General features: G+C 70.4%; 14 protein-coding genes. 7 read left to right on the forward strand and 7 right to left on the reverse strand.

All coding sequences use genetic code 11. From position 1 onward, the window contains the following. Window positions 1-51: 51 nt before the first annotated feature. From sufC to MWM08_RS06200, 6 genes are read left to right on the forward strand one after another with little or no spacing between them, the layout of a single operon-like run. Entirely contained in the window at window positions 52-798 is a 747-nt protein-coding gene (gene sufC / locus MWM08_RS06175; protein WP_244458587.1) for a Fe-S cluster assembly ATPase SufC, read from the forward strand. Continuing rightward, entirely contained in the window at window positions 795-2,099 is a 1,305-nt protein-coding gene (gene sufD, locus MWM08_RS06180; protein WP_244458588.1) for a Fe-S cluster assembly protein SufD, read from the forward strand. The genes sufC and sufD overlap by 4 nt, the downstream gene beginning before the upstream one ends. Continuing rightward, window positions 2,099-3,346, forward strand: a complete 1,248-nt coding sequence (locus MWM08_RS06185; RefSeq protein ID WP_244458589.1) for an aminotransferase class V-fold PLP-dependent enzyme — start codon at window positions 2,099-2,101, stop codon at window positions 3,344-3,346. The genes sufD and MWM08_RS06185 overlap by 1 nt, the downstream gene beginning before the upstream one ends. Then, window positions 3,343-3,816 (forward strand): Fe-S cluster assembly sulfur transfer protein SufU, encoded by a 474-nt coding sequence (gene sufU / locus MWM08_RS06190; RefSeq protein WP_423816016.1) that lies wholly within the window; start codon window positions 3,343-3,345, stop codon window positions 3,814-3,816. Before MWM08_RS06185 ends, sufU begins: the two co-directional genes overlap by 4 nt. Beyond that, complete coding sequence (locus MWM08_RS06195; RefSeq protein ID WP_244458590.1) at window positions 3,809-4,195, forward strand: SUF system Fe-S cluster assembly protein; 387 nt, start codon at window positions 3,809-3,811, stop codon at window positions 4,193-4,195. The genes sufU and MWM08_RS06195 overlap by 8 nt, the downstream gene beginning before the upstream one ends. Window positions 4,196-4,206: 11 nt before the next feature. Beyond that, window positions 4,207-4,575, forward strand: a complete 369-nt coding sequence (locus MWM08_RS06200) for a HesB/IscA family protein (RefSeq protein WP_244458591.1) — start codon at window positions 4,207-4,209, stop codon at window positions 4,573-4,575. Window positions 4,576-4,626: 51 nt separating this feature from the next. On the opposite strand, the gene MWM08_RS06205 is transcribed toward MWM08_RS06200, so the two are convergent. The 3 genes from MWM08_RS06205 to MWM08_RS06215 all read right to left on the reverse strand — a co-directional run bounded on the left by MWM08_RS06205 (window position 4,627) and on the right by MWM08_RS06215 (window position 7,011). Next, a complete protein-coding gene (locus MWM08_RS06205; protein WP_244458592.1) occupies window positions 4,627-4,935 on the reverse strand; it encodes a putative quinol monooxygenase in 309 nt (102 codons plus the stop codon). Between the two features lie 74 nt (window positions 4,936-5,009). Further along, entirely contained in the window at window positions 5,010-5,972 is a 963-nt protein-coding gene (locus MWM08_RS06210) for an MBL fold metallo-hydrolase (protein ID WP_244458593.1), read from the reverse strand. Between the two features lie 70 nt (window positions 5,973-6,042). Next, on the reverse strand, window positions 6,043-7,011 hold the full coding sequence (locus tag MWM08_RS06215; RefSeq protein WP_244458594.1) for an MBL fold metallo-hydrolase: 969 nt from the start codon (window positions 7,009-7,011) through the stop codon (window positions 6,043-6,045). Window positions 7,012-7,285: 274 nt separating this feature from the next. Between MWM08_RS06215 and MWM08_RS06220 the strand changes: the two genes are divergently transcribed. Then, complete coding sequence (locus tag MWM08_RS06220; protein WP_244458595.1) at window positions 7,286-8,218, forward strand: FkbM family methyltransferase; 933 nt, start codon at window positions 7,286-7,288, stop codon at window positions 8,216-8,218. Window positions 8,219-8,310: 92 nt separating this feature from the next. On the opposite strand, the gene MWM08_RS06225 is transcribed toward MWM08_RS06220, so the two are convergent. The 4 genes from MWM08_RS06225 to MWM08_RS06240 all read right to left on the reverse strand — a co-directional run bounded on the left by MWM08_RS06225 (window position 8,311) and on the right by MWM08_RS06240 (window position 13,254). Continuing rightward, on the reverse strand, window positions 8,311-9,603 hold the full coding sequence (locus MWM08_RS06225; protein ID WP_244458596.1) for a class I SAM-dependent RNA methyltransferase: 1,293 nt from the start codon (window positions 9,601-9,603) through the stop codon (window positions 8,311-8,313). After that, window positions 9,600-10,031, reverse strand: coding sequence for a DUF2721 domain-containing protein (locus MWM08_RS06230; RefSeq protein WP_244458597.1), 432 nt, complete (start codon window positions 10,029-10,031; stop codon window positions 9,600-9,602). The genes MWM08_RS06225 and MWM08_RS06230 overlap by 4 nt, the downstream gene beginning before the upstream one ends. A 12-nt stretch (window positions 10,032-10,043) precedes the next feature. Then, entirely contained in the window at window positions 10,044-11,243 is a 1,200-nt protein-coding gene (locus MWM08_RS06235) for an acyl-CoA dehydrogenase (RefSeq protein WP_244458598.1), read from the reverse strand. A gap of 184 nt (window positions 11,244-11,427) precedes the next feature. Then, window positions 11,428-13,254 carry a DEAD/DEAH box helicase gene (locus MWM08_RS06240; RefSeq protein ID WP_480461657.1) on the reverse strand — a complete coding sequence of 609 codons (1,827 nt, stop codon included), beginning with the start codon at window positions 13,252-13,254 and terminating at the stop codon, window positions 11,428-11,430. Window positions 13,255-13,482: the final 228 nt, after the last annotated feature.

Consider the following 13,482-nt stretch of genomic DNA (forward strand, 5'->3'; position numbering starts at 1 on the left):
GGGCTACGGCTCCGAAGGCGTGAATCTCATCCGCAGGAAAATGGGCTGATCATGTTGAAGATCGAAGGACTGACCGCCGAAGTCGATGGCAAGGAGATCCTGAAGGGGATCGACCTCGAGGTGCCGACCGGCCAGGTGCACGCCATCATGGGCCCGAATGGCTCGGGCAAGTCGACGCTGTCCTACGTGCTGTCGGGCCGTGACGGCTACGAGGTCACGGGCGGCACGGCCACGCTGAACGGCGTGGACATCCTGGCGATGGAACCCGAGGAACGCGCGGCCGCCGGCCTGTTCCTCGCCTTCCAGTATCCGGTCGAGCTGCCGGGCGTGGGCAACGCGACCTTCCTGCGCACCGCGCTCAACGCCGTGCGCAAGGGGCGCGGCGAAAGCGAGCTCGATGCGATGCAGTTCCTCAAGGTCGCGCGCGAACGCATGAAGATGCTCTCGATGGCCGACGACATGCTCAAGCGAGGCGTGAATGTCGGCTTCTCCGGCGGCGAGAAGAAGCGCAACGAGATCCTGCAGATGGCGTTGCTGCAGCCCTCCATGGCGATCCTGGACGAGACCGATTCCGGCCTAGATATCGATGCGCTCAAGATCGTGGCCGATGGCGTGAACGCCATGCGCGGGCCGGGCTTCTCCGCACTCGTCATCACGCACTACCAGCGGCTGCTCGACTACATCGTGCCCGACCGCGTGCATGTGCTGATGGGCGGGCGCGTCGTGAAGTCGGGCGGGCCGGAACTCGCGCAGGAGCTGGAGGCGCAGGGCTACGGCGCCGTCCAGGCCGCCGCATGACAGTGCCCGTGCAGACCGGCGCGGCCGGCTTCCTCGCGCGCTACGAGGGCCTGAAGGACCATCTGCCGGGCGCGCGCAAGCCGTGGTTGAACGCGCTGCGCGCCGACGCCGCCGCGCATTTCGCAGCGCGCGGCTTCCCCACGCGCCGCATCGAGCAGTGGAAGTACACCGACCTCGCGCCGCTCGCGCAGGCGTCATTCGCCGAACCTCTCACGATGGTGGACGGCACCATCGCGCTGCCGCCGGCACATGCGCCGCATCGCGCGGTCTTCGTCGATGGCCGCTTCCGGGCCGATCTGTCCACGCTCGATGGCCTCGCGTTCGGCGCCCAGGGCCTGGCGCAGCACCTGAACCAGGCGGAGGTGCCGCTCGGCGCGCTCGCCAAGCCGGACTCCGAACCGCTCACCGCGCTCAACACCATGCTGTTCGAGGACGGGCTGTTCCTCGACGTTCCCGCCGGCGTCGATGGCGGATTGCTCGAACTGATCTCGGTCGCGGTCGATCCTGGCCGCCCCTTCGCGTTCCATCCGCGGCACCTGTTGCGGCTCGGCGCCGGCGCGCGCCTCACGCTGATCGAGACCGCGATCGGTGCCGGCACATGCCTGCACAACCCGGTCTTCGAGATCGACGTTGCGGAGGGTGCCACGCTCACCCATGGCCGCATGCTGCAGGAAGCCGCGACGGTCTTCCACCTGTCCACCATCTATGCGCGCATCGCGGCCGAGGGCACCTACGACAACTTCACCGTGGCCGCCGGCCCGCGCCTGACGCGCAACGAGATCCACGCGGCTCTGGTCGGCCCGCGCGCCGCCTGCCACATGAACGGCGCCCAGATGGCCTCCGAGGGCCAGCACGTGGATACCACCACGTCGCTCGACCACGCCGCACCCGACTGCGCGTCGCGCCAGACCTACAAGACCGTGCTGGCCGGGCGTTCGCGCGGCGTCTTCCAGGGCAAGATCCTGGTGCGGCGCGAGGCGCAGAAGACCGATGGCTACCAGATGAACCAGGCGCTGCTGCTGAGCGAGGACGCAGAGATCGACAGCAAGCCGCAGCTCGAGATCTACGCCGACGACGTGAAGTGCAGCCATGGCGCGACGGTCGGCGCGCTCGACCCCGACAGCCTGTTCTACCTGCGCGCGCGCGGCATTCCCGAAGCGCAGGCCAAGGCCATGCTGGTGGAAGCCTTCCTGCACGAGGCGGTGGAGACCGTGACGGACGAAACCCTGAGGGGCGCGCTGACCCGCGCGCTGGACGCCTGGTGGGCACGCCAAGGGGCGCCAACGGGGGCGGCTGCGTGATGGACGGCGTGTCGGCCACCCCCTTCGACGTCGCCCGCATCCGCCAGGATTTCCCGATCCTGTCGCAACCGCAGGCGCGCGGGCGGCCGCTGGTGTTCCTCGACTCCGGCGCCTCGGCGCAGAAGCCGCGCGTCGTGATCGACGCCATGGTGCGCTGCATGGAAACCGCCTACGCCAACGTTCATCGCGGCGCCTATCGGCTGAGCGAACTCGCGACCGACGCCTACGAGGCTGCCCGCGGCGCCACCGCCCGCTTCCTCAACGCCGCCGACCCGCGCGAGATCGTCTTTACCAAGAACAGCACCGAGGCGATGAACCTCGTCGCCCATTCCTGGGGCCGCGGCGTACTGAAGCCCGGCCAGGCCGTGGTGATCAGCGAGCTCGAGCACCACGCCAACATCGTGCCCTGGCAGATGCTGCGCGACGACCGCGGCAACGAACTGCGCGTCTGCCGCGTGACCGATGCCGGCGAGATCGACATGGACGACCTCGAACGGCACCTGTCGGACGGCAAGGTCGGCCTGGTCGCCATGGCGCATATGTCGAACGTGCTCGGCACCGTGACACCGGTCGAACGCATCGTCGCCCTCGCGCACGCGCATGGTGCGAAGGTGCTGCTGGATGGCTCGCAGGCCGCGGTGCATCGGCGCGTGGATGTGCAGTCGATCGGTTGCGACTTCTACTGCTTCACCGGCCACAAGCTGTACGGGCCGACCGGTATCGGCGTGCTCTGGGCGAAGCTGGAACACCTCGACCGCATGCCGCCCTTCCTTGGCGGCGGCGACATGATCAGCGTCGTCACCTTCGAGAAGTCCGAGTGGGCGCCGGTGCCTGCGAAGTTCGAGGCCGGCACGCCCGCCATCATCGAGGCGGTCGGGCTTCACGCCGCGATCGACTACGTCACCGCCATCGGCATGGGCGCGATCGAGGCACATGAGCGCGCCCTGGTCGACCACGCGACGGCGCTGCTCGCGCAGGTGCCGGGCCTGACGCTGCTCGGCGCGGCGCAGGACCGCGGCGGCGTCTTCGCCTTCGGCCTCGATGCCGCGCATCCGCACGACCTGGCCACGCTGCTCGACCGCGCAGGCATTGCCGTGCGCGCAGGCCGGCACTGCGCCGAGCCGCTGCATGCGCGCTTCGGGCTGGACAACGGCACGACGCGCGCCTCCTTCGGCCTCTACACCACCAAGGACGAGATCGACCTGCTCGCCCAGGCGCTGACCGAGGCGCGGGAGTTCTTCAAATGAGCGGCCTGTTTGACGACCTGCGCGACCTGTATCAGGAAGTCATCCTCGACCACGGCCGTAAGCCGCGGAACTTCCGCCGGCTGGAGGACGCCACCGCCACCGCGCGCGGCGATAATCCGATGTGCGGCGACCGCATCGAGCTATTCGTGAAGCAGGCGCCCGATGGCACCATCGCCGACGCCGCCTTCCAGGGCCGCGGCTGCGCCATCTCGACCGCCTCCGCCTCCCTGATGACCGAGGTCGTGAAGGGCAAGACGGCCGACCAGGCGAAGGACCTCGGCGCGAAGTTCCGCGAACTCGCCATGACCGGCACCTGCCCCGATTGCGGCGCCGCCCTGGCGGACGACATGGAACGTCTGGCACCCTTGTCGGGCGTGCATGAATTCCCCTCGCGCGTGAAATGCGCAACCCTCGCCTGGCACGCGCTGGGCGCCGCGCTCGACGGCGCGAAGGAGGCGAGCAGTGAGTGAGGACGCCACCGTGAACGCGCCGGCCGAAACCCGCGCCGCCTGGACCCCCGACGGCGAGGTCACGCCCCCCGCGCCGAAGGTCAGCGAGGACGCCGTCATCGCCGCTATCGCCACCGTCTACGACCCCGAGATCCCGGTCGACATTTACCAGCTCGGCCTGATCTACGCGGTCGAGATCGAGGATGACGGCAAGGTCCGCGTCGAGATGACGCTGACCACGCCCTCCTGCCCCTCAGCCCAGGAACTGCCGAGCCAGGTCGATGACGCCGTGCGCGCCGTGGATGGCGTGAGCGACGTGACCGTCGAGGTTGTCTGGGACCCGCCCTGGGATCCCTCGCGCATGAGCGAGGACGCCCGCCTCGCCCTCAACATGTTCTGAGGCCGCACGCCATGAGCATCACCACCGAAGCCCCCCGCACCAAGCGCGCCCTGCCGCCGCTGATGTCGCTGACCGAAGGCGCGGCCGATCGCCTGCGCGCGCTGTACGCGAAGGGCGAGCACGGCAAGCTTCTGCGCATCGCCGTGCGCACCAAGGGCTGTTCCGGCCTGTCCTACGACCTGTCCTGGACCGACGAAGCGGCACCGTCGGACGAGGTCATCACCGACCGCGGCGTGACCGTGCTGATCGACCGCAAGGCCACGCTGTTCCTGATCGGCACCGTGATGGACTACGAAGTGAAGGCGATGACCGCCGGCTTCACCTTCACCAATCCGAACGAGAAGGGCCGCTGCGGCTGCGGCGAATCTTTCCACGTCTGAAGCGCGGCATGGGCTGCGTTCCGCACGCGTGACGCGCCGCAGCGACTGTACTCAGCCGCGCCGGTCGTCGCGCAGTGGTGTCCACATCCCGATCTCGCGCGGCGCCTCCAGCAGTTCCGGCAGCGCGGCATGCCAGGCGTCGCGGTAGGGGCGATTGACCTCCACCGCGACCACCTCGTCATGGTCGCGCCAGGTCTCGTGCAGCAGGACGCGGTTCGCATCCTGCGGGTCGGCGAGCAGCGTGGCGGAGATGAAGCCGTCCTCCCCGCGCATCGCATCGAGCACGCCGCCTAGTAGCGCGTGGAAGCGCTCGATCTGCCCGGCGCGCACCCGGAACAGGATGGTGTAGGTCACCGCCATGGCTTGCTCTCCCTGCGATCCGGGGCAGTGATGCCCCGGCGCAGCGGCGCTTCCAATAACCTGTGACGTCGTCGTCAGGCCGCGGACGGCACCAGCCGGTAGCCGGTGCCCGCGCGCTCGACGCGTCCGGTGGCCGGCATGTCGAAATGGTAGCCCACCACCGGCATGCGCTCGGTCGCGGCGCGGTCGAGCAGGCGCTTGCGCGTCGCCACCGCCATCGCCGGGTCCATGTCGAACATCGGGTACCAGTCCGGGTTCACCATGAAGAAGGCAGGCGTGGTGATGGCATCGCCCAGCACCAGCGCCTGGCCGGTGCCGTCGGCGATCAGGAAGGAGGTATGCCCGGGGCTATGGCCGTTGCTGGGAACCGCGCGGATGCCGGGTGCGACCTCGGCCTCGGGGGCGAAGCGCGTCAGCCGATCGAGGTAGGGCGCAAAGCGCCGTCGCACATTGGCGAACCCGGGTCGGCGGGCGTCCGTCGCGCGCGATTCCTCGCCCGCATCGTTCCAGAACGTCCATTCGCCTTCCGGCACCGCGACCTGCGCGCGGGGGAACACCGCGGCGCCGTCATTGTTCGTCAGCCCGCCGATGTGGTCGCCATGGAAATGCGTATGGACGATCAGCACGACGCGCTCGGGGTCAAGGCCCGCGGCCGCCATGTTGGTGCGCAGCGCCCCCGTCGTCGGCCCGCCGATCCCCCCGGTTCCGACATCGATCGCGACCAGGCCGCGCGGCGTCTCGACAAAGGTCACGTTGAAGGGGTTGCGCATGGCTGGCCCCGCGAGGCCGGCGGCGGACATCGCGCCCCGCACCTGGTCCGGCGTTGCGTTTACCACCAGGCCCTGGGTCGCGTCGGGGCGGACATTCGAACCGTCGGTCACCACGGTGACCTTCAGCGCGCCCACATCGAAGCGGTGGAAAGCGGGGCCGACCACGGGCGGGGCGGCCGCCTGCGCCTCGACCCGGCGGGCGGCGAGCAGCGGCGGGGTCGCCAGCAGGGTGGCGGCGCCGAGCGCCGCGCGACGTGACAGGGTCATCTTTTGCTCTCCCAGCCCGATGCGGGCCCGCAACACATCGTGCGGCGGGCCCGGACATCAAGCGACAAGGTCACACGACCGGCGACCAGTCGGCCGGCACGAAACGGAACCCGTTGGCCTGCCGCGCGACGAAGCCATTGGCCGGGAAGGGGAAGTGATAGCCGGTCACGCGCACCCGGTCGGTCGCGACCATGTCGAGCACCCGCCGGCGCGTGGCCGCCGCCGCGTCGCCGTCGAAGTCGAAGACGATCTGCCAGTCGGGATTGGCCATCATGATCTCGGGCCGGTTGGTCAGGTCGGCCAGGAACATCATCTGCGCATCGCCATCGGCCACGCGGAACACGGTGTGCCCCGGCGTATGGCCCGGCGCCGCGACCGAGGTGATTCCGGGAATGACCTCTGCGCCCTGTCGGAAGGGGGTGACCGCGCCCTGGTAGGGGGCGAAGCGGCGGGCGACGTTCGCGAAGGTCGGACGCTGGCCCTCGGGGGTGCGCGCCTGGTTTGCCTCGGTGGTCCACCAGGCCCATTCCGGTTCGGGCACCAGCACGGCGGCGTTGGGGAAGGCGCGCCCACCCTCCGCGGTGAGCAGGCCGTTCACGTGGTCGCCGTGGAAGTGGCTGTGGATCACGTGCGTCACGCGCGCCGGGTCGATGCCCGCGGCGGCCATGTTCGCGATCATGCGCCCATTGGTCGCCCCGGCCGGGGTCACGCCATTGCCGGCGTCGAAGACCGCGAGCGTATCCCCGCGGCTGACGAAGGTGATGGTGAACGGGATCACCTGGCGGTCCGTCGGCAGGAAGGACGCGGCGGCGGCGGCCTGCACCTCGGACAGCGGCGCGTTGCGCACGAAGCCTTCCAGCGGACGGGCGAAGAAGCCGTCATTCACCGTGGTCACGGTGAAGCCGCCCACGCGGAATCGATAGAAGCCCGGCGCCTGCGCCACCGGCGCGGCGGGGGCCTGGGCGCTGGCGGGCCTCGCCAGTGACGGCAGCGCGAGGGCGCCTGCAGTGGCGAGCATGGCAAGTCGACGGTCGATCATGGCGTATCCTTCGGGGCGGCGCGCGGTGCCGAACAGGGTGGTGATGCAGGGCACCGGGTCAAGTCGTGGGCGCCGCCATGGGTTGCAAGCAGGGGCCGGGGGTGGGATTCTGGATCGACCAGTCGGAAACGACAGACAGGATGGTCAGGGACATTCGGTGCCGAAGGACGATAGCAACCTGACCGATTCCAGCGGGGACGGGCCCCGACCCGGCCTGGTACCGCGCTTTCTCTCATGGCTTTTCGCGACCGGCAGCGGCTCTGCCCGCAGCACCATGCACCGCACGCATGAAGAACTGTTCCGGATGCGCGGCGAACTGGCCACCCTCCGCGCCGAGATGGAGGCGCTGCAGGCCGCCGTGGGCCGGCGGGACATCGCGACGCTTGACGAGCTTCTGCGCGGCGGCAACCGCCGCCAGGTCGAGGCGCTGATCCGCGACCGTACCCAGACGGTCCCGTTGCCCGATGGCAGCGTCCTGTGCCGCGTGCTGGGGCGCTTCAAGATGTTCACCGACGCGGCCGATGGAGGCATCGCGCCGCACCTCCTGCTGGACGGCTACTGGGAATACTGGGTCACGGAATTCGTCTGCCGCAACGTCGCGCGCGGCGAGACCGCGATCGATGTCGGCGCGCTGTATGGCTATTACACGATCCTGCTGGCGGACCTGGTCGGGCCCGAGGGCAAGGTCGCGGCCCTCGAACCCAACCCCTGGCTGCATTGGCTGCTCCGTCGCAACATCGTCCTCAATGGCCTCAATACCATCGTGAGCGTGCGCCGCGTCGCCGCCACGGAAGCGGCGCGCGACGTCGTCACGATCCCGGCGATGCTCGCGGGCCCGGCGGACGGGCCGCTGGCCCGGGAGTACAGCCTGCATGAAGGCCGGCGCGTCTGCGCGGCGCCCGGTGTAGCGCTGCAGGACTTCGAACCCGGCAGCATCGACTTCCTGCGCATCGGCTGCGCCGCCTCGGCCGATTCGATTGTCGCCGGTCTGCCGGCGCTGATCGACCGCAGCCCCGGCCTGCGCATCCTGATGGAATTCGACGCCGATCGCTGCCGCGACGCCGGCGCCATGCTCGCGGCGCTGGCCGCGCGCTATCCGCTGCGGTTCATCGACGGTGATTCCCGCGCCAAGCCCTGCACCATCGAGGACCTAATGGGTCCGCGCCGAATCGCGACGCTGTTCCTCTCCGGCATCGAGCCCTGCTAGCGCGTCGTCCGGCCTGACGGTATCGGCGACCGGCCCGCGCCGTCCGACCGGACGCAATCGTCCGATCGTCTGAAGATGCCCGCGGATGCGGCCTAGACCCGCGCCCGCGCGCGCGTCAGCACCACAACCGCCTCGACCTGGGCGGAGTGCACGAACTGGTCGACCGGAGTCGCGGCCGCGACCTGCCACCCGGCCTGCGCGAAGGCTTTCGCGTCGCGCGAGAGCGCCGCCGGGCTGCACGAGACATAGACCACCACCGGCACCGCGCTGCGCGCGAGCAACGCCGCCTGCTCGGCCGCGCCGGCAAAGGGTGGGTCCAGCACCACGGCGGCGAAGGGGGCGAGTTCGGCCAGGGTCAGCGGCTGCCGCGCCAGGTCCCGCCGTGTCGCGGCCAGCGGCAGCCCAGCGCGCCCGGCCGCCGCGGAGAGTGCGGCCACGGCGCCGGCATCGCTCTCGAAGGCCGCGACCCGCCCGCGCGCGGCGAGCGGGATGGACAGTGTGCCGAGCCCCGCATGCAGGTCGGCGATGCGCCCGCGCCCGGCCAGGCGCGCCGGCAGGCCGGCGAGTACGGCGGCGATGATGGCGGCTTCGCCGGCCGGGCTCGCCTGTAAGAAGGCGCCGGGCGGCGGCACGACCGTCACGCCCGAGAGCGCGATGCCGACGGGGCCGTGCTGCACCGCGACCTCGGGTACCGCATTGCCCTCGGCCCAGGCGATGCGCGGCAGGCCGGCCTCGGACGCGAAGGCGGCGAGCAGCGCGCGCTCGGCCGGCCCGATCGGGCCATCCGTGCGCAGCAGCAGGTCCGGGCCGGTGTCGAGCAGGTTCACCACCGCCGATCCCTCCCGCCGCAGCGCCGGCAGGCGCCGCAGCAGCGCGCGCAGCGGGCCGATCAGCGCGACCAGCCGAGCGTCCAGCACGGGGCAGGCGTCGAGGTCCAGCACCTCGGCACTGCCGGCGGCGTGGAAGCCGATGCGGATGCCCCCTGGGCCGCGCCGCAGCGCGAGGTCGGCGCGGCGGCGCAGCCCCATCGGGGTGGCGATGGTGGGTGCCACGGGTGCCGCGGGAAACCCGGCGCGGGAGAGCGCCTCGGCCACCCTGGCGCGCTTCCAGCCCGCCTGTGCCCCCGGCGCCCAGTGCTGCACGGCGCAACCGCCACAGCCCTGTTCGAAGTGGACGCAAGGCGGGGTCACGCGGTCGGTGCTGGCCAGGATGACGGCGTCCAGCCGGGCGCGCAGGCCGTCGCGGCTGCGCGCGAGCGGGGTGGCGCCCACCGTCTCGCCCGGCAGGGCGCGCGGGACGAAGCAGGTGGTGCCATCGGGCAGCGCGGCGATGCCATCGCCCGCCGCACCCATGCGTGTCACGCGCAGTTCGACCGGCGTGGTCACTTCTCGTGGCGCAAGGGGAGGCTGCGGGCCGAGAGCAGCACCTCCCACAGGAAACACAGCAGCGCCATGGTCAGGAAGCCCATCGCCACCACCAGCAGCAGCGCGACGTGCTGTCCCACCGTCACGCCGACCAGGGGCTCGACGAAGGAGACGATGACGAGCACGCACAGCAGGCAGGCCGCGATGATCGCGAAGGTGATGCCGCGATAGGTCAGGCGGGCGCGGCGCACCAGCCGGCGGCGTTCCTGCAAGGGAACCTGGTTGCCGTCCAGGATCTCCCGGTAGCGGTCCGCCAGGCGCTGCAGCCGCCCGTTCAGCAGCGACAGCAGCGCCATGATCCCACCCAGGATGAAGGCGGGCGCGATGGCCACCTGCAGGGTGCGCTCGATCGCCGCGAGGTCGACCGAGCCGATCAGATGGTTCAGCACCCGCCCGCGGCCCTAGCCGCCGAACGCGTTCAGCCCGGTCTGCGCGCGGCCGAGGATCAGCGCATGGACGTCGTGCGTGCCCTCGTAGGTGTTCACCGTCTCGAGGTTCATAACGTGCCGGATAACGTGGTATTCGTCGACGATCCCGTTGCCGCCGTGCATGTCGCGCGCCATCCGCGCGATATCGAGCGCCTTGCCGCAGTTGTTGCGCTTGACCAGGGAGATCATCTCCGGCGCCACCTTGTGCTCGTCGAACAGCCGGCCGACGCGCAGCACGGCGTGCAGGCCGAGCGTGATTTCGGTCTGCATGTCCGCGAGCTTCTTCTGGATGAGCTGCGTCGCCGCCAGCGGCTTGCCGAACATCTTGCGGTTCAGCGTGTAGTCGCGGGCGCGATGCCAGCAGTCTTCAGCGGCGCCCAAGGAGCCCCAGGCGATCCCGTAGCGCGCGCGGTTGAGGCACTGGAACGGACCCGCCAGCGACTTTACGCCCGGCAGGCGGTTCTCCTCCGGCACGAAGACGTCATCCATCATGATCATGCCGGTGACGGACGCGCGCAGCGAGAACTTGCCCTCGATCTTCGGGAAGGTGAGCCCTTTCATGCCGCGCTCGAGGATGAAGCCGCGCAGCACGCCGTCGTCATCCTTCGCCCAGACCACCGCGATGTCGGCGATCGGCGAATTGGTGATCCAGGTCTTGGACCCCGACACGATGTAGCCGCCATCGACCTTCTTGGCGCGCGTGCGCATCGAGGACGGGTCGGAACCCGCATCCGGTTCGGTCAGGCCGAAGCAGCCGACCCATTCGCCGGTGCGCAGCTTGGGCAGGTACTTGTCCTTCTGCGCGTCCGACCCGAAGGCATGGATCGGGAACATTACCAGCGAGGACTGCACGGAGAAGGCGCTGCGATAGCCGGAATCGACGCGCTCCACTTCGCGCGCCATCAGCCCGTAGGAGACGTAGCCCACGCCGGCGCAGCCATGGCTGTCGAGCGTGGCGCCGAGAAAACCCATCTCGCCGAACTCGTTCATGATCTCGCGGTGGAAGTGTTCCTTGCGGAACGCCTCCTGCACGCGCGGCAGCAGCTTTTCCTGGCAGAAGGCGCGCGCCGCGTCGCGGATCATGCGCTCGTCCTCGGTGAGGACATCATCGAGCAGCAGCGGGTCGTCCCACACGAATTGCGCGCGCGTGACAGGCTTGGTGACGACGTTCATGGCGGTGTCCTCCGGCATCCGGCCGCCAGGGTGCGCCCCTGCCCGGCCCTCGGTCCATCACGAAAGCCGGGCGGAGTGCGCCCGGATGGCATGCGCGCAGGCTTGGCGTGGGGCTGCGCGCGTAAGCAAAACCATATCAGCGGCCGCGCGACCCCATCACGGGCCACGCGTGCGGCCGCGGGTGTCAGGCCGCCTCGGTCTCCGGCGCGGCCTCGGGGGCGGCGGGGCGGGGGCGGGGGAGCGGGATGGTCATGAAGGCCGGCACCGCATCGCCGAAGCCCTTGACCGATGGGCCGAGGTCCTCGGGGCGGTAGCGACGCTCGCCGCGCGGTTCGCGGTCCCGCTCGCGCTCGCGGCGGGGTTCGCGGTCCGGGCGGGGTTCGGCGGTCTCGCGCTCGATGCGCGCGGAACGGTCGCGGTCGCGCTCGCGGCGCGGCGCTTCGGTGGCTTCGGCGCGCGGGGCGCGTTCGCGGCGCGGGCGCGGCGCCTCGGCGGCTTCCTCGACGGGGGCGGCATCGCGCGGGCGGCGCGCGTCGGCATCTGCATCGCGCGGGCGGCGTGCGTCGGGGTCGCGCTGGCGGCGCGCCTCGGGGTCACGCGGGGCGCGTTCGCGCGGCGGGGCGTCGCGGCGCGGCGCGGCGTCGCGTCGCGCACCGTCGCGTCCGCCGCGGCCCTTCGGCGCGGCGGCACTGCGGCCACGACCACGCCCGCGCGGGGCGCGCATCGCTTCCTCGATCTCCTCGTCAGTCACGACGTCGAGGCCCTCGACGACCATGCGGGGGATGGGCTTGCCGGTCAGCTTCTCGATCGCGGCGACGTTGCGGGCGTCGTCGGCGGTCGCGATGGAATAGGCACGGCCCTCGCGCCCGGCGCGGCCTGTGCGCCCGATCCGGTGGACATAGTCCTCGTCGCGGAACGGCACGTCGAAGTTGAACACGTGCGAAAGGCCGCCGATGTCGATGCCGCGTGCGGCGACGTCACTGCACACCAGCAGCTGCAGCTCGTTCGCCTTGAAGGCATTCAGCGTCGCGAAGCGGGTCGACTGGTCCATGTCGCCGTGCAGGGCGCCGACGCTGAAGCCGTGCTTCTTCAGCGACTTGTAGAGGATGTCGACCTCGATCTTCTTGTTGCAGAAGATCAGCGCGTTCTGCACCTGCTCGACGCGGATCATGCGCCGCAGCGCCTCGCGCTTGTCGTGCGGCTGCACGTAGACGATGCCGGCGGTGATGGTGGTGGCCACGGAGGCCGGCGCCGAGACCGCGATTTCCTTGGGGTTGGACAGGAAGGCATCGGCCAGGCGGCGGATCTCGGGCGCCATGGTGGCGCTGAAGAACAGCGTCTGGCGGATCTTGGGCAGCATGCCGACGATGCGCTCGACATCGGGGATGAAGCCCATGTCCAGCATGCGGTCGGCTTCGTCGATCACCAGCAGCTTGCAGTCCGCCATCAGGATGCGGCCGCGGTCGAACAGGTCGAGCAGCCGGCCGGGTGTGGCGATCAGCACGTCCACGCCCTTCTCGAGCACGTCGCGCTGATCGTTCATGCTCTCGCCGCCGATCAGCAGCGCGTGGTTGAGCTTGAGGTGCTTGCCGTATTTCTCGAAATTCTCGGCGACCTGCAGCGCCAGTTCGCGCGTGGGCTCCAGGATCAGCGAGCGCGGCATGCGGGCCTTGGCGCGCGATCCGGTCAGGATGTCCAGCATCGGCAGCACGAACGACGCCGTCTTGCCGGTGCCGGTCTGCGCGCAGCCCAGCACATCCCGGTTCATCAGGACATACGGTATCGCCTGTTCCTGGATCGGCGTCGGATGGACGTAGCCGGATTCCGTGACGGCACGCAGCAGTTCGTCGGACAGGCCGAGGTCAGCGAAGGTGGTGCGCGGCGGTGGCGCGTCCTCCTCCTCGCTGTAATCGGGCACCTCGTCATCGTCGGCGTCGTGGTGCTGCGCCGGCGCGGCCTCAATATCGGCCTCCGGAACCACTTCGGCCTCGGGGGGCGCCGAGGCGATCATCGGCTCGGGGGTGGTCTCCGGCTGAGCCGGGACATCGGTCGCGTCAGCGGCCGTAACGGGAAGGTCGTTCAATTCGCTCGATTCCATGGCCCGGCCAGGCGGGCCGCCAGAGGGGTTTGCGGTGGGTGGCCGAGCCCCGGCAGGGCGCGCATCCGGGGCCGGCGATCCGGCCCGCCAATCCACGAGCGCCGCGCATATGCGCCGGATCGGCGCGAAGATCAAGGATTT

This window comes from Roseomonas fluvialis (assembly GCF_022846615.1).
Lineage (GTDB): Bacteria > Pseudomonadota > Alphaproteobacteria > Acetobacterales > Acetobacteraceae > Neoroseomonas > Neoroseomonas fluvialis.